14 protein-coding genes are annotated in these 17888 nt (G+C 70.8%); 6 read left to right on the forward strand and 8 right to left on the reverse strand.

What is annotated here, in order from left to right; genetic code table 11:
• Positions 1 to 78: 78 nt before the first annotated feature.
• On the reverse strand, positions 79 to 669 hold the full coding sequence (locus tag KF737_RS14025; RefSeq protein ID WP_296455817.1) for a sigma-70 family RNA polymerase sigma factor: 591 nt from the start codon (positions 667 to 669) through the stop codon (positions 79 to 81).
• Positions 670 to 859: 190 nt separating this feature from the next.
• Positions 860 to 2197: an APC family permease gene (locus tag KF737_RS14030; protein ID WP_296455820.1), complete on the reverse strand. Its 1338-nt coding sequence runs from the start codon at positions 2195 to 2197 to the stop codon at positions 860 to 862.
• 394 nt (positions 2198 to 2591) lie between these two features.
• On the opposite strand from KF737_RS14030, the gene KF737_RS14035 reads away from it, so the two are divergent.
• The 3 genes from KF737_RS14035 (at position 2592) to KF737_RS14045 (ending at position 6274) form a co-directional block, all read left to right on the forward strand.
• The gene (locus KF737_RS14035) at positions 2592 to 4631 is read left to right on the forward strand and encodes a S9 family peptidase (RefSeq protein ID WP_296455822.1); all 2040 of its coding nucleotides are present in this window, start codon (positions 2592 to 2594) and stop codon (positions 4629 to 4631) included.
• A 76-nt stretch (positions 4632 to 4707) separates the two neighbouring features.
• Positions 4708 to 5673 carry a hypothetical protein gene (locus KF737_RS14040; RefSeq protein ID WP_296455826.1) on the forward strand — a complete coding sequence of 322 codons (966 nt, stop codon included), beginning with the start codon at positions 4708 to 4710 and terminating at the stop codon, positions 5671 to 5673.
• 196 nt (positions 5674 to 5869) lie between these two features.
• A complete protein-coding gene (locus KF737_RS14045) occupies positions 5870 to 6274 on the forward strand; it encodes a helix-turn-helix transcriptional regulator (RefSeq protein ID WP_296455829.1) in 405 nt (134 codons plus the stop codon).
• A gap of 207 nt (positions 6275 to 6481) precedes the next feature.
• Here the strand turns inward: KF737_RS14045 and KF737_RS14050 are convergent, their stop codons facing one another.
• Positions 6482 to 6985, reverse strand: coding sequence for a helix-turn-helix domain-containing protein (locus KF737_RS14050; RefSeq protein ID WP_296455832.1), 504 nt, complete (start codon positions 6983 to 6985; stop codon positions 6482 to 6484).
• 63 nt (positions 6986 to 7048) lie between these two features.
• Positions 7049 to 8536 (reverse strand): MFS transporter, encoded by a 1488-nt coding sequence (locus tag KF737_RS14055; protein WP_296455835.1) that lies wholly within the window; start codon positions 8534 to 8536, stop codon positions 7049 to 7051.
• Between the two features lie 179 nt (positions 8537 to 8715).
• Between KF737_RS14055 and KF737_RS14060 the strand changes: the two genes are divergently transcribed.
• Positions 8716 to 9744 carry an alpha/beta fold hydrolase gene (locus KF737_RS14060; RefSeq protein WP_296455836.1) on the forward strand — a complete coding sequence of 343 codons (1029 nt, stop codon included), beginning with the start codon at positions 8716 to 8718 and terminating at the stop codon, positions 9742 to 9744.
• A gap of 160 nt (positions 9745 to 9904) precedes the next feature.
• Here KF737_RS14060 and KF737_RS14065 read toward each other — a convergent pair whose 3' ends face one another.
• Positions 9905 to 11164 (reverse strand): TetR/AcrR family transcriptional regulator, encoded by a 1260-nt coding sequence (locus tag KF737_RS14065; RefSeq protein ID WP_296455839.1) that lies wholly within the window; start codon positions 11162 to 11164, stop codon positions 9905 to 9907.
• 130 nt (positions 11165 to 11294) lie between these two features.
• Between KF737_RS14065 and KF737_RS14070 the strand changes: the two genes are divergently transcribed.
• Together KF737_RS14070 and KF737_RS14075 are read left to right on the forward strand one after the other, a co-directional pair.
• Entirely contained in the window at positions 11295 to 12464 is a 1170-nt protein-coding gene (locus KF737_RS14070) for a CaiB/BaiF CoA-transferase family protein (RefSeq protein WP_296455842.1), read from the forward strand.
• A gap of 245 nt (positions 12465 to 12709) precedes the next feature.
• The gene (locus tag KF737_RS14075) at positions 12710 to 14281 is read left to right on the forward strand and encodes an FAD-dependent oxidoreductase (protein ID WP_296455844.1); all 1572 of its coding nucleotides are present in this window, start codon (positions 12710 to 12712) and stop codon (positions 14279 to 14281) included.
• A 332-nt stretch (positions 14282 to 14613) separates the two neighbouring features.
• On the opposite strand, the gene upp is transcribed toward KF737_RS14075, so the two are convergent.
• Genes upp through KF737_RS14090 form a run of 3 tightly spaced genes read right to left on the reverse strand, consistent with a single transcriptional unit; the run spans position 14614 to position 17789 of the window.
• Entirely contained in the window at positions 14614 to 15243 is a 630-nt protein-coding gene (gene upp / locus KF737_RS14080) for a uracil phosphoribosyltransferase (RefSeq protein ID WP_296456080.1), read from the reverse strand.
• Positions 15244 to 15267: 24 nt separating this feature from the next.
• A complete protein-coding gene (locus KF737_RS14085; RefSeq protein WP_296455847.1) occupies positions 15268 to 16515 on the reverse strand; it encodes a URC4/urg3 family protein in 1248 nt (415 codons plus the stop codon).
• Between the two features lie 17 nt (positions 16516 to 16532).
• Positions 16533 to 17789 carry a GTP cyclohydrolase II gene (locus tag KF737_RS14090; RefSeq protein ID WP_296455849.1) on the reverse strand — a complete coding sequence of 419 codons (1257 nt, stop codon included), beginning with the start codon at positions 17787 to 17789 and terminating at the stop codon, positions 16533 to 16535.
• Positions 17790 to 17888: the final 99 nt, after the last annotated feature.

Below are 17888 nucleotides of genomic sequence, written 5' to 3' on the forward strand. Positions count from 1 at the left end.
GCCCGGGCCGCGTCGTCGCTCAGCATCGCCTCGGCCTCGGCATAGGCCCGGTCGACGGGATCGTGCGGATCGTCGCGTTCAGACATGGGCCGACCTTTCCCCGGCGAGCGCCTGGCGCAGCTTGGCCCGGGCATAGCGCAGCCGGCTCTTGGCGGTCTCCATCGCCACCCCGGTCACCGCCGCGATCTCCTCCAGCGACAGGCCCCCGTCGGCGAACATCACGAACGTCCCGCGCTGTTCCAGCGGCAGCGCCTCCACGGCCTCGACGATCTCCTGCGCCAGTTCCCGCGACTGCACCGCCTCCAGCGGCGACGGCCCGGGATCGGCCACCCGCATCGCCGCCGCCTCCGCCCAGCCCCCGGCGCCGCCGGCCAGCACCGCCACCTTCTGCCGGCGGAAGTGGTCGAACGTCTTGTTGCGGGCGATGGTGAAGAGCCATGTGGCGAAGCTGGAGCGGGCCGCGTCGAAGCCGGCGGCGTTGCGCGAGACCGCGATCCAGGCCTCCTGGTGCAGGTCCTCGGCCGCCTCGCGTTGCGCCGGGCCCAGCAGCCTGCGGATGAAGTTGAACGAGACGGCGTCGTAGCGGTCGTAGAGCCGCGCGAACGCCTGCGCGTCGCCGGCCGCGTAGGCGCGCAGAAGGGCGTCGTCGTCCGGGGCGTCCGGCTCCATCGTCGCCAAGCCTAGTCGCGCCACGGCCGTTCGCGCAAAGCCTAGGCGCCCTCCGGCGGGCGGCGGGTCGCGGCCCGGTTCGTCATCGTCATGCGTGCGCCTCCCAAGGGGCCTGTCATGACGGGATACGCAGGCGACCCGCGGACGGGGTCGGACCCGCACGCTTTTTTTCAGGCGGCCCCCAGGGCGGTCACGTCCGCGGCCGCAGGCGGTGGATGAGCAGATAGGCCAGGGCGGCGACGACGGGCGACACGATCCCCAGCAGGGTGTTGACCGGATCCTCACCGAGCAGCGCGGCCAGGATCGCCAGGTTGATGGCGATGCCGAGCAGCGGGGGCAGCGGGAAGAGCGGCATGCGGTACGGCCGCGGCAGGTCGGGCTCGCTGCGCCGCAGGGCCAGCGCGGCGAGGTCCACGGCGATGTTGATCATGATGGCCAGCGTGGCGCCGATCGCCATCAGCGGGATGTAGGCCCCGGTCGAGGCGAGCGCCGCGCCGATCGCGACGCTGACCAGCAGCGCCGCGCGCGGCGTCCCGGACGGCGCCACGCGCGCCAGGACCCTCGGCAGGATGCCGCTGCGGGCCATGCCGAAGGCGATCCGCGCGACCGACATCACCACGAGGTTGGCGATCGCGGCGACCGAGATCATGGCGAAGGCCGTGGTGAGCAGCCCGCCCCGCGGGCCCAGCAGGGTGGCGACCGCGTCGGCGGCGGGCAGGTTGCTGGCGGCGATCTGGTCGACCGTCAGCGCGTGCAGCAGGCCCGCGTTCACCAGCAGATAGAGGCCGGTCACTACGGCGATGCCGGTGAAGGTGGCCCGGGCCAGGTTCTTCTCCGGCGCATGCACCTCTTCGCAGAAATAGGCGCAGGTGTTCCACCCGGAATAGGTGTTCAGGATCGCGCGCGCGGCGATGGCGACGCCGGCGATGGTCAGCGCGGGATGGCCGGCCGCCGCCGGCGCGACGGCGGCCGGGCCGGGCGCGGCGAAACACAGCGCCACGATCGCCAGCAGCGCCAGGGCCTTGAGCGCGCTGCCGATGTTCTGCGACAGGCCGCTGGCGCTGGTGCCGACCCGGTTGAGCAGCCAGCAGGCCGCGAGCACGGCGACCGCCAGGAGGCCGGTGGGCGCGGCCGGCAGCACGCCGAACCGCTGGCTGAACTCGGCGAACGCCACGGCGATGAAGGCCATGGCGAACAGGTTGTTGAGCCAGTCGCTCCAGCCGATGACCGCGCCGGGGACCCGGCCGAACGCCCGCTCGACGAAGACATAGGGTCCGCCGGCGCGCGGGATCGCGGACCCGAGCTCGACCAGGGCCAGCGCGTCGATCAGGGTGAAGAGGCCGACCGCGCCCCAGGCGACGAGAATCCAGACCGGATCGTGCAGGGCGCCCGCGACGATGCCGGGCGTGCGCAGGATGCCCTGGCCGACGACGCCGCCGACCACGACGGCGATGCCGAACCCGAGGCCCAGCACCCGCAGCAGCTCTCCCCGCGGCGCGTGCTCGCCGGCCTCCGACGCCACCGTCATCGCGCCCGCCCCCCCGAAAGCCGTCGCGTCCGCGACGCGTCAGGGCTTGTTTACGCCCCACGCCGCCGCGGCCGACATGGCCCGGGGCCGATGGTTTGCCGATGGATCGCCGATGATCGGCGCGCCTCCACGCCATCGACCGCGGCGGAGACTCCGGCCGGTGGTCCCGGCGCGAAGCGCCCTTGAGATTCGAGAAACCGCGGAAGACGCGGAAGGACCCTGTGCGGCGCGGCCGTCCGGGATCCCTTTCCGCGTCCTTCCGCGTATTCCGCGGTTCCGGGATGACGGCGCCTGCGGCCCGCTCAGAAGCGTGCGACGCCCGTTCGCCGCTGTCGTCTGGACAAAGCCCCACCCAACCCCTTTCCTGCGCAGCGTCAGGTCTGGGAGCGCTTTGATGCGGTTGGCTGTTCTGGTGGGCGCGGCGGTTCTGGCCGTGGCGGGTGGCGCGTATTCGCAGGTGGCCGAGGCGCCGTCGCGCACGTTCGGGCCACGCGACCTGTTCGGCCTGCAACAGGCCAGCGACCCGCAGGTCCGGCCCGACGGCCAGGCCATCGCCTACGTCCGCCTCGCCAACGACATCATGACCGACCGCACCGGCCGCTCGATCTGGCTGGTCGACGCGGCGAGCGGCCAGCAGACGCCGCTGGTCGTCGACGGGAACGCGAACTTCTCGCCGCGCTGGTCGCCCGACGGCTCGCGGCTGGCCTATGTCGCGGCCGGCCCCGACGGCGCGCAGCTCTACGTGCGCTGGGTGGCCTCGGGCCGCTCGGCCAGGGTCGCGACCCTGGAGCAGGCGCCGAACGACGTCGCCTGGTCGGCCGACGGCAGGACGCTGGCCTTCACCATGCTGACGCTGGACGAGGGCCGGCCGCTGGGCGCCCCGATCCGGAAGCCCGACGGCGCCAGGTGGGCCGAGCCCCTGCGGGTCATCGACCGGATGATCTACCGCGCCGACGGCGAAGGCCTGCTGAAGCCCGGCTACCGGCAATTGTTCGCGGTCTCGGCCGACGGCGGCCAGCCACGGCAGCTCACGTTCGGCAAGTTCGACGCCGGCGGCCCGATCGCCTTCAGCCGCGACGGCCGGCAGGTCTACTTCTCCACCAACCGCGCCGAGGCCTGGGAACGCGACCCGCAGGAGTCCGAGATCTATGCGGTGGGCGTCGCCGACGGCGCGCTCAGCCGCCTGACCAACCGCGTCGGCCCCGACGGCTCGCCCGCCGTCTCGCCCGACGGCTCGAAGATCGCCTACGTGGGCTACGACGACGCCCGCAAGCGCGGCTACGAGAACCAGCGCCTCTACGTCATGGACCGTGACGGCCGGAACAGCCGCGTGCTCACCGGCGGCCTCGACCGCAGCGTGGGCTCGCCCGAGTGGGCCGCCGACGGCAGGAGCGTCTATGTCCTGGTGGAAGACCAGGGCGCGACCCACGTGGCGCGCGTGGGCCTGGACGGCAAGGTCGAGACGGTGGTGGGCGGCCTGGGCGGCGGCGGCCTCGACCGCCCCTATACGGCCGGCGAGTTCTCGGTGGGGCGCGGCGGCGTCGTGGCCTTCACGCAAGGGGCGAGCGACCATCCGGCCGAGCTCGCGGTCTGGCGCGGCGGCAAGGCCACCCGGCTCACCGACCTCAACGCCGACCTGCTGGCCGGCCGCACGCTGGGCAAGGTCGAGCCCCTGGCGGTGACCTCCAGCTACGACAAGAAGCCGATCGGAGCCTGGATCGTCACGCCGCCCGACTTCGACCCGTCGAAGAAATATCCGCTGATCCTGGAGATCCACGGCGGCCCGTTCAGCGCCTACGGCCCGACCTTCGCCACCGACATGCAGCTCTATGCGGCCGCCGGCTACGTGGTGGTCTACGCCAACCCGCGCGGCTCCACGTCGTACGGCGACGAATTCGCCAACACCATCGACCGCAACTACCCCAGCCACGACTACGACGACCTGATGAGCGCGGTGGACGCCGCCGTCGCCAAGGGCTTCGTCGACCCGGACCGCCTCTACGTGACCGGCGGCTCGGGCGGCGGGGCGCTCACCGCCTGGATCGTCGGCAAGACCGACCGGTTCCGGGCGGCGGCCACTCAGAAGCCGGTGATCAACTGGACGAGCCAGGTGCTGACCACCGACGGCTACACCTTCATGGCCGACTACTGGTTCGGGAAGATGCCGTGGGAGGACCCGCAAGGGTACTGGGCGCGCTCGCCGCTCAGCCTCGTGGGCAATGTGAAGACCCCGACGCTGGTCGTGGTCGGCACGGACGACAACCGCACCCCGCCGTCCGAGGCCGAGCAGTATTTCACGGCGTTGAAGCTGCGCGGCGTGCCGACCTCGCTGGTGCGGGTGCCCGACGCCAGCCACGGCGGCATCGCGGCCCGGCCCTCGCAATCGGCGGCCAAGGCGCAGGCGATCGTCGCCTGGTTCGAGCGCTACAGATAGCGGCGGCGCAAAGGTGCCAACGCCGGGCGAACATGCTTAAGGTTCCGCGAAACGCTCTGTTGCTGGGACAGACCGCATGGTCCGGGGACCCACGCCCCACAGTTCGATCCGCGTGGCGGCGCGCCTCGCGAACGGCTTCGCGCTCGACCTCGTGAAGCTGGGCGGGTTCGGCCGCGACGTGATCGACGGGCTGCTGCTCTGCGCCATCGCCCAGACCAACGTCTCCCAGATTTCCCGCAACTCTGAGCTGCAACTCCGCTACGCCGCCCTGGACCAGCCGCCGCCGGACGACCTGCGCCGGCCCGTCAGCATCAGCGCGCTCGCCAATTCGCTGCGCGTCCCCTTCGAGACGGTGCGCCGGCGCGTCGCCGCCCTCGTCGAGGTGGGCGTCGTGAACAGCGTGCCGAAGGGCGTGATCGTGCCGACCGCGCCGCTCACCTCGCCGTTCTACCGGATGGCCGCCGAGGCCCAGTACAACCTGGTCCGCAACCTCTACTTCCGGCTGCGCGGCATCGGCCTGCTGGACGACCTGCCCGAACCCGACACACCGGGCTTCGATCCCGAGAAGCCGCCGGTGCGGCTGGTGATGCGGCTGTCGTCGGACTACCTGCTGCGGCTCGCCGATCCGATCACGCTCTACATCGGCGACCTGGTCACGGGCCTGGTGCTCATGGACATGATCCACGCCAATACCGAGCATCTGCCCGACACCGAGGGCGGCGAGGCCGACGCCGGCTGGTCGGTCGAGGGGTTCGTCCCCGACGAGGTCCGCAAGCCCGTGCGGCCCACCGCCCTCTCGGAGCGTCTCGGCATCCCGCCCGAGACCGTACGGCGTCACATCCAGCACCTGCTGGACGACGACCAATGCGAACGCTGGGAGAACGGATATCTGGTCCCGAGCCGCGTCCTGACCCGCGATCCCTTCGTCCGGTACATGGTGGACAATCAGTCGCACGTGCATCGGATGTACGCCGGACTGGCAGATTTCGGTGTTCTCGCCGCGTGGAACCGCGAAATCTTGTCCCTCAAGGGCGCAGCCTGACCGAAACGAGAACGCGGCAGACCCCCAAAATGGGTAGTCCCCGGTTTTCAATCGGCTTCCGCATGCCTCAACCTATCGGCGTACCTCGGGGGAGGTACAGGCGCGGGGGCCGCCCATCGGGGGGTGGCGCGGTCCCCGCATCACCAGGTCGGGGCAAATGACAAGACCTCTGGAACGCGAGATTCATGGCGCGCCCATGCTCGGGGCCGCCGATCGCGGGCGCGGGGACGGGCCGCACCCTGTCGATCGTCACGTCGGCCTGCGCATCCGCATGCGCCGCAAGGAAATGGGCGTCAGCCAGGAGCGCCTGGCCGAGTCGCTCGGCATCACCTTCCAGCAGGTGCAGAAGTACGAGCGCGGCGCCAACCGCGTGTCGGCCTCCAAGCTCTGGGAGATCGCCGCGGCCCTGAAGACGCCGGTCGCCTACTTCTACGACGGCCTGGGCGACCGGGCGGCCGCCGCCGCCCAGCGAGACGCCGCCCAGGAGTTCATGTGCTCCAGCGACGGCATCGAGCTGATGGCCGCCTTCCCGCGCATCGCCGAGCCGGCCATCCGCCGCAAGATCGTCGAACTGGTCCGCGTCGTCGCCGACGAGATCTGATCCTTCGGGGGAGCCGGCGACGCGCGTTTTCGGGTACACCGCGTCATCCCGGCCGGAGGGCCGTATTCGGCCCGTAGAGCCGAGACCCAGGGGCTTCAAGCTCCGAGGCTGGTGTTCCTGGGTCCCGGCCGCTGCGCCACGACCGGGATGACGATCTATATGATTGAATATATGTTGCTTTTACACCTCCGCAACTGAGGACGGACCCTAGCGGGCGGCGGTCTTGGCCACCACCGCCTCGTAGGCGGCCTGCAGTTCGGCGAGGACCGAGCGGCCGTCGCCAGGCGCGCCCAGGTGCAGGCGGCGGAGCTCGTCCATGAAGGCGTCCCACATGGCCGGGCCGCCCGCTTCCAGCAGCTCGGCGCGGATCGACAGCTCCTCGGTGACCGGCAGGTGCCTGCGGCCCCAGCCGCCGACCAGGGCCATGATCGGCACGAGCTGGATGGCCCGCTCGGTCAGGCTGTAGATGGCCTTCTGCTTGTGGGTCGGGTCGTCGGCGCGGGTGATCATCCCCTGCGCCATCAGCTTCTTGAGCCGGTCGGCCAGGATGTTGGAGGCGATCCCCTCCTCCGACCTGCCCAGCAGTTCGCGGAAGTGGCGGCGGTTGCCGAACATCAGGTCGCGCAGGACCAGCAGGCTCCAGCGGTCGCCGAGGATCTCGAGCGTGAGGTTGATCGGGCAACCGGAGCGGCGCGCGTGGGACTCGGCCATGACCGCTTGCATATTCGCACTGGTTGCTCGCGACGCAACGGTTCGTCGCGCCGGGCGACGGCGTCAGGAGAGCTTGCCCGTCGACGACGCGGGCTCGCCCTCGGCGACGAGGTCGGCGGCGGCGGCCAGCTTGCGCAGCGTCTCGGCGTGGCTGGCGCGGCTGATGCCGTAGCCCAGCAGGAGCGCCGTCGCCGTGCCGTAGAGCACGATCTGGGTGGGCACGTAGACGTGGCCCAGCGCCGAGATGACGGACGCATCGACCGTCCCCGGCTTCGCCCCCGTCGGGAAGCGGATCGCCGAGATGATCAGGCCCGAGGCGAAGATGCCGAAGCCGGTGGTCGACTTCGACGCGAACGCGATGGCGGCGAAGAACACGCCCTCCTGCCGCCGCCCGGTCTTGAGCTCGGAGTCCTCGACGACGTCGGCGATCATCGAGGAGAAGAGGATGTTGGCCACGATGCCCAGGCCCACGGCGAAGATGTTGGTGACGAAGATCGTCACGAACAGCGTCTGGGTCCCGTTCCCGGGCCACATGCCGATGAGGCGTAGGACGATCGGGCCGATGGCGAAGGCGAGGCCCAGGGGCAGCAGCACCATCGCCACCGTCCGCTTCTCGAAGCGGGCGGCCAGGCGCGGCGCCACCAGGAACGCGAGGATCGCGGCGGTCAGGCTGGAGAAGGTGAAGAGGCCGATCTGCTGGGCGCTGAACTCCCAGAAGTAGGTCGAGAAGTAGAGGTTGATCGCGAAGCCCAGGCCGATCCCCGCATAGAGGAAGAAGGCCGAGAGCAGGATGAAGGCGAAGTTCTTGTTGGCCAGCGTGCCCACGAACTCGCTGGCCAGCCGGCCCAGCGTCACCCGGTGCTGCGGCGGGTCGCGCAGATAGGGGATCTGACGGTGCGTCCCGATGGACGTGACCAGGATCGCGAAGAACATCAGCCCGCCCGCGAAGAGGCCGTAGTTGGCGTAGCCCTGCGGGTTGAGCTGGCCCACCGCATACTCGGGCGTCGGCTTCAGGAAGACGAAGAGCGCGAGGCCGTACATGGCCAGCCCGCCCACCCAGCCGAACAGGTAGCGGTAGGCCAGGATACGCGTGCGCTCGTCGTACTCGGTGGTGAGCTCCGCGGCGAGCGCGGCCGACGGGATCTCGTAGCAGCTTATGAAGCTGCGGATCAGCACCGCGGCGGCGAACAGGAAGATCAGGAGCTGGGCGTGCTCCATGCCGGCCGGCGGGTTCCAGAGCAGCGCGTAGGAGACCGCCACCGGGATCGCCGCGCCGTACATCCACGGGTGCCGGCGGCCCCACTTCGAGCGGGTGTTGTCCGAGAGCTGGCCCACGATCGGGTCGACGAAGGCGTCGAGGATCAGCGCCAGCATGATGGCGAAGCCCACCTCCCGGGCGGGCAGCCCCAGCACCTGGGCGAAGAAGAAGGCGAGGAAGTAGGAGAAGCCGTTGTCCTTGACCCCGAAGGCCACGCTGCCGAAGCCGTAGAAGATGCGGGTGGGCAGGCTGAGCCGGCGCGCGTGAGCGGGCGCCGCGGTGTCGGTCGGCAAGTGGCGGTCCTCCGGAGTTCGCGGCTTTCCACCGTCTGGTTGCTGGCGCACCGTGGACGGGGCTCCGGGCGGCGTCAATCGGCTTTGAATGTCCGGTACGACATGTGATTCATAGCTGGCTGCGATATCGGTTTGAGTATCTGGTATCGTCAATGAAACAACGAAGCGGGAGGCGAACGATGGCGCGTTTCAGCAAGTGGGCGACTCTGGGCGCGATCGCCGGCCTCGCCCTCGCATCGGCGGCCGCGGCGCAGCAGCCGACGGTCCCGGCGCGCAACCCCGCCGATCCGGCCACCTGGCCCACCGGCCGCGCGGCGCAGTACCAGGCGCCCGCCGACGTCGCGTTCAGGAGCGTGAGCATCCTGAGCGAAGGCGTGCGCCTGCACGGCGAGATGTTCACGCCCAAGGCCAAGGTGGGCCAGAAGCTGCCGACCATCGTGATGGCCCACGGCTGGGGCGGCACGGCCTCGGGCTTCCGCACCGATGCGGTTCAGTTGGCGCGGGCCGGCTACCAGGTGCTGACGTTCGACTACCGCGGCTGGGGCGAGAGCGACAGCCGCGTGATCCTGAAGACCCCCGAGCCCAACCCGCTGCCGCCGGGCCGCAAATTCACCGCCGAGGTCGAGGCCGTGCGCGGCTACGTCGACCCGTCCGAGCAGACGCAGGACTGGTTCAACGTGCTGGACTGGGCCGCCGCCGACCCCAGCGTGGACGCGAACCGCATCGGCATCCGCGGCTCCAGCTTCTCGGGCGGCATCGTGGTCTACGTGGCGGCGCGCGACGAGCGGGTGAAGGCGCTGGTCAGCCAGGTGGGCTCGGTCCCCTCCAGCCCGCCGCCGGGGACGCCGAACCCTGCGGCCGCGCCCGCCCGCGCCCAGGCCGCGAAGATGGCCCGCGGCGAGGTCGGCTATCCCGAGCCGGGCGCGCAGGTGGTGGGCGCCCTGATCGGCGCGCCCATCGGCGACAAGTTCCTGCGCTGGACCCCGGGCGACGACGCGCCGAACGTGCGCGCCGCCAGCCTCTTCATCGTCGCCGAGAACGAGGAGCTGTTCGACAACCGCCCCAACGCGATCCTGGCCAGCACGCGGGTGAAGGGGCCGGTGAAGCTGGTGACGCTCCCCGGCATCAAGCACTACGGCGTCTACGGCGAGAAGCGCGAGGAGGCGGTGAACCTCGCCATCCAGTGGTTCGACCAGCACCTGAAGTAGGGCGCTCCTCTTTCAGGAACGTCATCCCCGGCCCTGTGCCGGGGATCCAGAGACACCGCCGCTGCACGATGACGCGCAGCGTTGCCGCCTCAGGCCTGCTGGCGACGCCTGCGTGTCTGGATGGCCGGGACAGGCCCGGCCATGACGTTCGTGAGGTAGATTACGCCGCCGCCGGCGAGGCCAGGCCCTCGAACAGCGGCCGGACGTAGTGGGCCACCACGTCCTGCGGCGCCATGCCCGGCGTCCAGTAGTGGAGCTCGGCCGCGGCGTTGATCGCCGAGCTGATCACCTGCGAGGCGATGTTGACGTCGACCGGCGCGACCGAACCGTCGGCGATCCCGTCGCAGAGGATCGAGGCCAGCCGGTACGACAGCCGGTCGAACCGCTGCATCAGGCCGAGCCGGATGGGCTCGGGCACGGCCGTCAGCGCCGAGGTGCGCAGCAGCGGAGCCGCGCCGCTCATCTGGTGCTCGATCAGCGCCGAGACCGCCGAGACCAGCACCTCCAGGCCCGACCCCCCGGCCCGCTCGGCCGCATGGATCGCCCGCCACATCAGGTCGAAGGTGCGCTGGAAGCAGGCGACCACCAGCTCGTCCTTGGTCTCGTTGTGGTGGTAGAAGGCGCCCTTGCTGACGTTGAGCTTGGCCGAGATCCGCTCGACCGAGGCGCCGTGATAACCCTCGTCGTTGATCAGCCGGGTGGCGGCCCGCAGGAAGGGCTCGGACGACGAGGCCGCGGCCGGCGCGTCGGCGCGCGACAGGTCCAGCGGCTTCGGCTGCGGCCAGGCCGCGCCCTTCGCCATCAGGCCGCGGGTCAGGATCGCGGCCATGCGGTCGGCGGTGCGCGGGAAGTCGGCGCATTCGGCCTGGTGCTGCCAGGCGCAGATCCAGAACACCTGGCTCAGCAGCGCGTGCGCGCGGGCGTTGCGGTGCAGCCGGGGCAGCTCGTCCCGGCCGGCCAGCAGGCCGCGGAACGCGCGGTACATGCCGACATAGGCCTCGTTGACGGGCCCGCAGTTCAGCGCGCGCACGTCGTTGAACACCGGCATCCGGTCGGCCTCGCCCAAGTCGACGCGGCGGGCGTGGGCGAAGTAGCCGCGGATGAAGGCGAAGAGGCGCGCCTCGGGCGTCGGCTCCCCGGCCGCCGCGGCGATCAACTCGTCGTGCGCCTCGACGCCCTTCAGGAAGGCGGCGGCGGCCAGCTCCTCCTTGTTCCTGAAGTAGTAGATGACGCCGGTGGGCACGAGGTCGAGCCGGGCGGCCACGTCGCCCAAGGTCATGCCGCGCACGCCCTTGCGGTTCATCTCCTCGATGGCGGAGCGGACGATGGCGCCGCGCCTGGCCTCGTAGCGGCGCGTGGGCCGGCGCCTCGCCGGTTCGTCGCCGACGATCTCGTCCCCGTCATGGCCCGTCATGGACATCGTCACGCTTCTACCGAAAAAGCGGGACGGTCTCCATCACCTCTGCCGTTGGGTCATCCGCCGGCCCGGTGAGTTGTCGGCGGGGCCGGCGCGCGGTTAGGTGGCGCGTGCGTCGCGTCGGGAGGTTCGGATGCTGCTGGAAGGCCTGAAGGTCGTGGAGATGTCCACCTGGGTGGCCGGGCCGAGCTGTGCCGCCGTCCTGGCCGACTGGGGCGCCGAGGTGGTGAAGATCGAGAGCCCGATGGGCGACGTGACCCGCACCTTCTTCGCTAACCCCGAGAACGGCCAGAGCCCGATCTACGCCAACGAGAACCGCGGCAAGAAGGGCGTTGTCCTCGACACGACGAAGCCCGGGGGCCGCGCCGCCCTGAAGGCGCTGCTGAAGGACGCCGACGTCTTCGTCACCAACACGCGGCCGGGCTCGCTGAAGAAGATCGGCCTCGACTACGACAGCCTGAAAGGCGACTTCCCGAAGCTGATCTACGCCGCCGTCACCGGCTTCGGCCTGACCGGCCCCTGGGCCAACGAGGGCGGCTTCGACATCACCGCCTTCTGGGCGCGCAGCGGCGTCGCCCGCGCCACCATCCCGACTGACCAGGAGCCCTTCCCGTCGCGCCCGGGCTTCGGCGACCATGTGACGGCCATCACCACCGTGGCCGGGATCCTGGCGGCGCTGCACGAGCGGCATTCGACGGGCAAGGGCCGGCTCGTGGAGACCAGCCTGCTGCGCGCCGGGAGCTATGCGATCAGTTGGGACCTGGCGCTGCAGCTCTATTACGGCGAGGTGCAGACCAACGGGCCGCGCGACGACCGCCCCGTGGCGATCTCGGGCTTCTTCCGCACCAAGGACGACCGCCACCTGGTGATCGTGCCCAAGAACGTGAACTGCTTCACCAACGTGATGATCGCCATCGACCGCCCCGAGGTCGTGGCCGACCCGCGCTTCGAGATCCCGATGCTGGACATGGAGATCGTGCGCGAGGCGCGCGCCATCTGCGACGAAGGCTTCGCGAAGTTCACGCTGGAGGAGATCGGCGAGCGGCTGAACGAGCTCGACGTGGCGTGGGGGCCGCTGGGCACGCTGGCCGAGCACGCCGCCTCCCAGCGCGCCGAACTCGCCGGCTGCTTCGTGGAGCTGGAGGACGGCCTAGGCGGCAAGTTCCGCGGCGCCGCCACGCCCGTGCGTTTCCCGGAAGGCGCCCCCGCCGTCGGCCGCCACGCCCCGGCCCTGGGGGAGCACACCCGCGAGGTCCTGGAAGCCGCCGGCCTGACCCCGGACGAGATCGCCGCAGTGCTATAGGGCCACGAGGGACACGAAGGCGCCTCGACTTCGAAAGGCCGCGAAGCGGCGCCTCCCCATTTCAAGGAACCACGGAATACGCGGAAGGCGCCGGCGCCGATTCCGCGTTCTTCCGCGTATTCCGCGGTTCCTAATGAAGGCGCCTCCGCTGGCGCGGCGACTTCGGATGGAGGCCCGTCTCCATGGCGCCTTGCGTCTGCGAGCCGGCGAGCGTGAACATGGTTCGGCGGCAGGCGGGGGCGGGCATGGGCATTTCACGGCGGGCGTTCCTGGAGCGGGTCGGTCGCGCGGGCGGCTACGGCGCCCTCTTCGTCACGATGCAGGGCATCGGCTTGCTCGCCACGACGCCGGCCTACGCCGCGCCCCCGCCGCTTCCGGCCGGCTCGGGCAAGGGGATCAAGGTGGCGATCCTGGGCGCGGGCATCGGCGGGCTGGTGGCGGCCTACGAGCTGCGCAAGGCCGGCTACGAGGTCACCGTCCTGGAGGCCCGCGACCGGCCCGGCGGCCGCACCTGGAGCGTCCGCAAGGGCACGGTGATCCGGCAGAACGGCCGTCCCGACCAGACCGTCGACTGGGACGCGGGCGCGAACCATTACCTGAACGCGGGGCCGGCCCGGCTGCCGCAGAGCCACCACGCCATCCTCGGCTACTGCCGCGAGCTGAACGTCCCGCTGGAGGTGATGGTCAACTCCAACCGCCTCGCCAAGCTGGACTACGGCGGCAAGGTCGTGACCAACGGCCAGGCGGTGAACGACACCCGCGGCGCCTTCGCCGAACTGCTCGCCAAGGCCATCGACAAGGGCGCGCTGGAGCAGGAACTGACCGGCCTCGATAAGCGCCGGCTCATGGGCTACCTCGGCGCCTGGGGCGACCTGGACCCGAAGCGCGTCTATTCCGGCGGCAGCGGCCGCGCCGGCTTCACCGTCGATCCCGGCGGCTACGACACGCCCGGCAGGGCGGTGGACTCCTTCCGCCTGAAGGACCTGATGGCCGCCCAGTTCTGGGGCGTCTCCGGGTTCTTCGAGGAGTTGGTCGACATGCAGGCGACCATGCTGCAGCCGGTGGGCGGCATGGACCGCATCGCCTACGCCCTCTACGAGCCGGTGAAGCCGGCCGTGACCTTCGGCGCGGTGGTCAAGGAGATCCGCCGCGCGGGCAAGGGCGCGAAGATCGCCTACGAGGCCGCCGGCGCGGCGCGGACGCTGGAGGCCGACCACGTCGTCGTCACCATCCCCCTGCCCGTCCTGGCCAGGATTCCGTCCGACTTCTCGCCGGCGGTGAAGGCGGCCGTCGAGTCCGGCGGCAAGACCTACAGCCACGGCACCAAGGTCGGCTGGGAGACGCGCCGGTTCTGGGAGCAGGACGAGGACCAGTTCGGCGGCCTGGGCTGGACCGAGGAGGCCAACGAGCTGATCTGGTACCCCTCGGGCGGCCTGGGCGAGAAGACCGGCGTCATCGTCGGGGCCTATTCGATCGGCTTCTCCAACTTCCTGAACCCGCCGAAGTACGCGGCCATGTCGTTCGAGGAGCGGTTCGCCATATCGCGCCGCGTGATCGACAAGTTCCACCCCGGCCGCGGCCGGGAGCTGACCAAGCCCTTCACCGTCTCGTGGCGCGACACGCCCTTCAGCGAGGGCGTGTCGGTGAACTGGAGCGAGAGCCAGCGCAGGGGCGCCTACGCCGCGCTCTGCGCCGGCGACGGGCCCTTCGTCTTCGCGGGCGAGCACATGAGCTACGTCAACGCCTGGCAGGAGGGCGCGGCGCTGGCGAGCTTCGAAGCGATCAAGCTGATCCGCGCCAGGACGGCAGAGCGTTAGATCAACTCGCAACGTCATCCCGCGGCTTGTCCGCGGGACCCATACGCGCTGGCGCTCCCTCGGAGTTGTCGTGGCGGCGAAGCTGCGGGCCGCCACATTCACCTGTGTTCATGGGTCCCGCGGACAAGCCGCGGGATGACGTCGGCATAGAGAATGGGCCGCGCAGGGCAAGCCGCGCGGCCCAAGGTCGAGGAAGGAGAACGCCCCGAGAGGACTGGCCCATTTGCCGTGGCCGTCCCGGGACGGACAATGACGGGGGCGTCACCTAGTCGAACTTGCCGGGGAACGCCCAGGATGGCGGCAGGACCGTGCGGCGGCGCCCGGTTTTGCGGCTAACGCGTGCCGTACATGCGGTCCCCGGCGTCGCCGAGGCCGGGCAGGATGTAGCCATGATCGTTCAGCCGCTCGTCCACGGCGGCGGTCCAGACCTTCACCGCGGCGTGGTGGCCCTGGAACTTCGACAGCCCCTCGGGCGAGGCCAGCAGGCAGGCCATGCGGATATCCCTGGCGCCGGCCTCCAGCAGCCGGTCGACGGCGGCGATGGCGGTGTTGCCGGTGGCCAGCATCGGGTCGATCACGATGACGGTGCGGTCGGCGAGGTCGGCCGGGGCCTTGAAGTAGTATTCCACGCAATTGAGCGTCGCCGGGTCGCGGTAGAGGCCGACGTGGGCGACGCGCGCGGCCGGCACCAGGTCCAGCATGCCGTCCAGCATGCCCATGCCCGAGCGCAGGATCGGGGCGAACACCAGCTTCTTGCCCGCCAGCATCGGGGCCTGCATCGGCATCAAGGGCGTCTCGATCTCCACCTGTTCCAGCGGCAGGTCGCGGGTGACCTCGTAGGCCAGCAGCGAGCCGATCTCCTTGAGGAGCTGGCGGAAGCTCTTGGTCGAGGTGTCCCTCTTCCGCATCAGGGTCAGCTTGTGCTGCACCAGCGGGTGGTCGACGACGGTGACGCCCTTGATGGCCCGAGCCATGGCGAAGTCCCCCTAGAAAACCGTGCCGTCGGAGATGACGGCGATGGGCGGGCCCGCGTCGGCCCGCTTCTCCCGGGCGATCCGCCGGCCCGCGGCCCACGACCCGCCCTCCAGCACCCGCGCCAGCGGGAATGCCTCGGCGGTCACGCCCAGCCGTTCGCGAACGAGCGGCGCGAGCTTGTCGAGCAGCGCCACGGTCAGCGACCGCCAGCCCACGACCAGCGGCCCGTCGACCGGATGCGCGCGGTCCGCGTCCGCCGGATCGGCGAGGGTTAGGACGCCGGTGTCCACGAAGAGGCCGCCGTTGCGGTATTCGGCGAGGCCGGTGAGCCCGTCGACGTCGACCACCTCGATCCCGGCGGTTTCCAGGGGCTCGATCAGCGAATAGCTCATCCACTGGCTGAGCTTGTGCAGCGGCACGTAGCCGTCGATCGCCGGGTGGGTCCAGCAGTCGCCCAGCGGCACGCCGCCCAGGCTCAGCCGACCGGGCCAGATCGGCCCCAGCGCCTGCAGCAGCACCTCCAGGATCACCGGCGCGCGCAGGCGCCCGTCCTCGGCGTGCCTCGCCATGACGTCGAAGAGGGCGCCCGGCCGGCCCACGGCGTCGCCGAGGCGCCGCAGCAGTTCGGCGCGGCCTTCGAGGCCGACGAGCGGGTTGTCGTCGCTCACCTGGAAGGCCTGCGCGATCATCGCGGCGTCCACCTTCGCCAGCCCGTCCGCCCGCAGCGGATCGGCCGGGTCGGTGGACAGCGCGCCCGACTGAAAGAGCCTGAGCGACGCCACGCCCAGCCCCTCCGAGCGGCCCAGCACGGCGCCGGTGGCCGCGTCGCGGTAGCGCCACGCCGCGCCCGCGCCCGCGTCGAGCAGCACTGACGGGATCACGAGGTCGAACGCGGCGCGGCCGAGGTCTTTCGGGTCGGCGGGCTTCTCCGCCTCGGCCCAGAGGTCGCGGCCGTCCACGACGAAATGCCGCCAGCGCGCGTGGAACGGCACGTTCAGGTCCGGGTAGTTTGCCCGCACCGTCCCGGCCGTCAGGTCGGCCGCCGTCTCCAGCCGGTCGAGGTCCAGCCGCCACTCGGCGAGCTTCCCGCTCTCGGCCAACGCCAGCATCTCGTGCGCCCGCTCTCGCACGGCCGCCGCGGTGAGAAGAGATCGGGCGTTCTTCCCATCCCGCTCATCCCCGCGAATGCGGGGACCCAGGCTTTCGTTCGTTTCGGGGCACACGGGCGAGTTCCTAAAGCGCAGTCTGGGTCCCCGCATTCGCGGGGATGAGCGGCTCAGAATTCCTTGAGGTCGCGGCCGACGGTCTTCTTGAGGTCTTCCTCCGACGGCGCGCCCTCCGGGGTGAAGTAGCCGGCGGCCTTCTTGGCCTCCATCTCGACCGAGGCGTCGGGCGGGACCAACTCGTCGGGGATCGGCACGCGTTCGCCGATCTCGACGCCGCCGTTCACCAGCGCGTCGTACTTCATGTTGGACATCGACACGAACCGGTCGATCCGGCGGATGCCCAGCCAGTGGATCACGTCGGGTATCAGTTGCTGGAAGCGCGCGTCCTGCACGCCCGCCACGCACTCGGTCCGCTCGAAGTAGGTCGCCGCCTGGTCGCCGCCCGGCTGGCGCTTCCTGGCGTTGTAGACGAGGAACTTGGTCACCTCGCCCAGCGCCCGGCCTTCCTTGCGGTTGTAGGCGATGAGGCCCGTGCCGCCGGCCTGGGCCGAACGCGTCGCCTCCTCGATCCCGTGGGTCAGGTAGGGCCGGCAGGTGCAGATGTCGGAGCCGAAGACGTCGGAGCCGTTGCACTCGTCGTGGACACGGCAGGTGAGCGGCACGCGCGTGTCGCCGAGCTTGGTGGCGTCGCCGAAGATGTAGAGCGTGATGCCCCCGATCGGCGGCAGGAAGACCTGCATGTCGGGCCGGGTGACCAGCTCGGGATACATGCCGCCGGTCTGTTCGAAGAGAGTGCGGCGGAGCGTCTGCTCGTCCACGCCGAACCGCTGGGCGACGCCCGGCAGATGCCAGACCGGGTCGATGGCGGCCTTGGTCACGGCCACGTCGCCGTTGTCGTGCAGCACCTTGCCGTCCGGCTTCAGGCGGCCCTTGCGGATGGCGTCGTGGATCTCGGGCAGGTCGATGCGCGCCTTGGTCACGGCGATGGTCGGGCGGATGTCGACGCCCTCGGCGATCTCGGGCGCGAAGTCCTCGGCGATGCGCGCGCCCCAGGGGTCGATGGAGACGATCCGGCCCGGCTCGCTCCACTGCGGATGCGGCCCCAGCGCGACGACGGGATGGGTGTTGACCAGCTCGGGCCGGACCATCGGGTCCATGGCGCCCGAGGCCACCGCGAGCGCGCGATAGACGGAGTAGGCGCCGCCGTGCGCGCCGATGGCGTTGCGGTCCGAGCCGGCGTTGGCGGTGGCCACGACAGGGCCGCGCTCACGGGCGGTCGCGGCGTCCCAATGGATCGGAAAACGGCTCGCGGCCCCGGCGCCCGGGTGCGAGGTCAGGCGGATGTGGGATGTCCTGTTGCCGGACATGAGCGGACTAGGCCTCCAGAGTCGGAAAGGCCCTGCCCGGTTTTCGCCGGCGCAGGGCCTTTGAGAGCGAACAGTGATCCTAGCGCGCGGAATTGGCAA

Source organism: Phenylobacterium sp. (assembly GCF_019636135.1).
Lineage (GTDB): Bacteria > Pseudomonadota > Alphaproteobacteria > Caulobacterales > Caulobacteraceae > Phenylobacterium.

Excerpts from the sequence above, each read along its gene's own strand:
- KF737_RS14025 (WP_296455817.1), bottom strand. The coding sequence starts at position 669 with ATGGAGCCGGACGCCCCGGACGACGACGCCCTTCTGCGCGCCTACGCG.
- KF737_RS14030 (WP_296455820.1), bottom strand. The coding sequence starts at position 2,197 with ATGACGGTGGCGTCGGAGGCCGGCGAGCACGCGCCGCGGGGAGAGCTG.
- KF737_RS14035 (WP_296455822.1), top strand. The coding sequence starts at position 2,592 with ATGCGGTTGGCTGTTCTGGTGGGCGCGGCGGTTCTGGCCGTGGCGGGT.
- KF737_RS14040 (WP_296455826.1), top strand. The coding sequence starts at position 4,708 with ATGGTCCGGGGACCCACGCCCCACAGTTCGATCCGCGTGGCGGCGCGC.
- KF737_RS14045 (WP_296455829.1), top strand. The coding sequence starts at position 5,870 with ATGCTCGGGGCCGCCGATCGCGGGCGCGGGGACGGGCCGCACCCTGTC.
- KF737_RS14050 (WP_296455832.1), bottom strand. The coding sequence starts at position 6,985 with ATGGCCGAGTCCCACGCGCGCCGCTCCGGTTGCCCGATCAACCTCACG.
- KF737_RS14060 (WP_296455836.1), top strand. The coding sequence starts at position 8,716 with ATGGCGCGTTTCAGCAAGTGGGCGACTCTGGGCGCGATCGCCGGCCTC.
- KF737_RS14065 (WP_296455839.1), bottom strand. The coding sequence starts at position 11,164 with ATGTCCATGACGGGCCATGACGGGGACGAGATCGTCGGCGACGAACCG.
- KF737_RS14070 (WP_296455842.1), top strand. The coding sequence starts at position 11,295 with ATGCTGCTGGAAGGCCTGAAGGTCGTGGAGATGTCCACCTGGGTGGCC.
- KF737_RS14075 (WP_296455844.1), top strand. The coding sequence starts at position 12,710 with ATGGGCATTTCACGGCGGGCGTTCCTGGAGCGGGTCGGTCGCGCGGGC.
- KF737_RS14085 (WP_296455847.1), bottom strand. The coding sequence starts at position 16,515 with ATGCGGGGACCCAGACTGCGCTTTAGGAACTCGCCCGTGTGCCCCGAA.
- KF737_RS14090 (WP_296455849.1), bottom strand. The coding sequence starts at position 17,789 with ATGTCCGGCAACAGGACATCCCACATCCGCCTGACCTCGCACCCGGGC.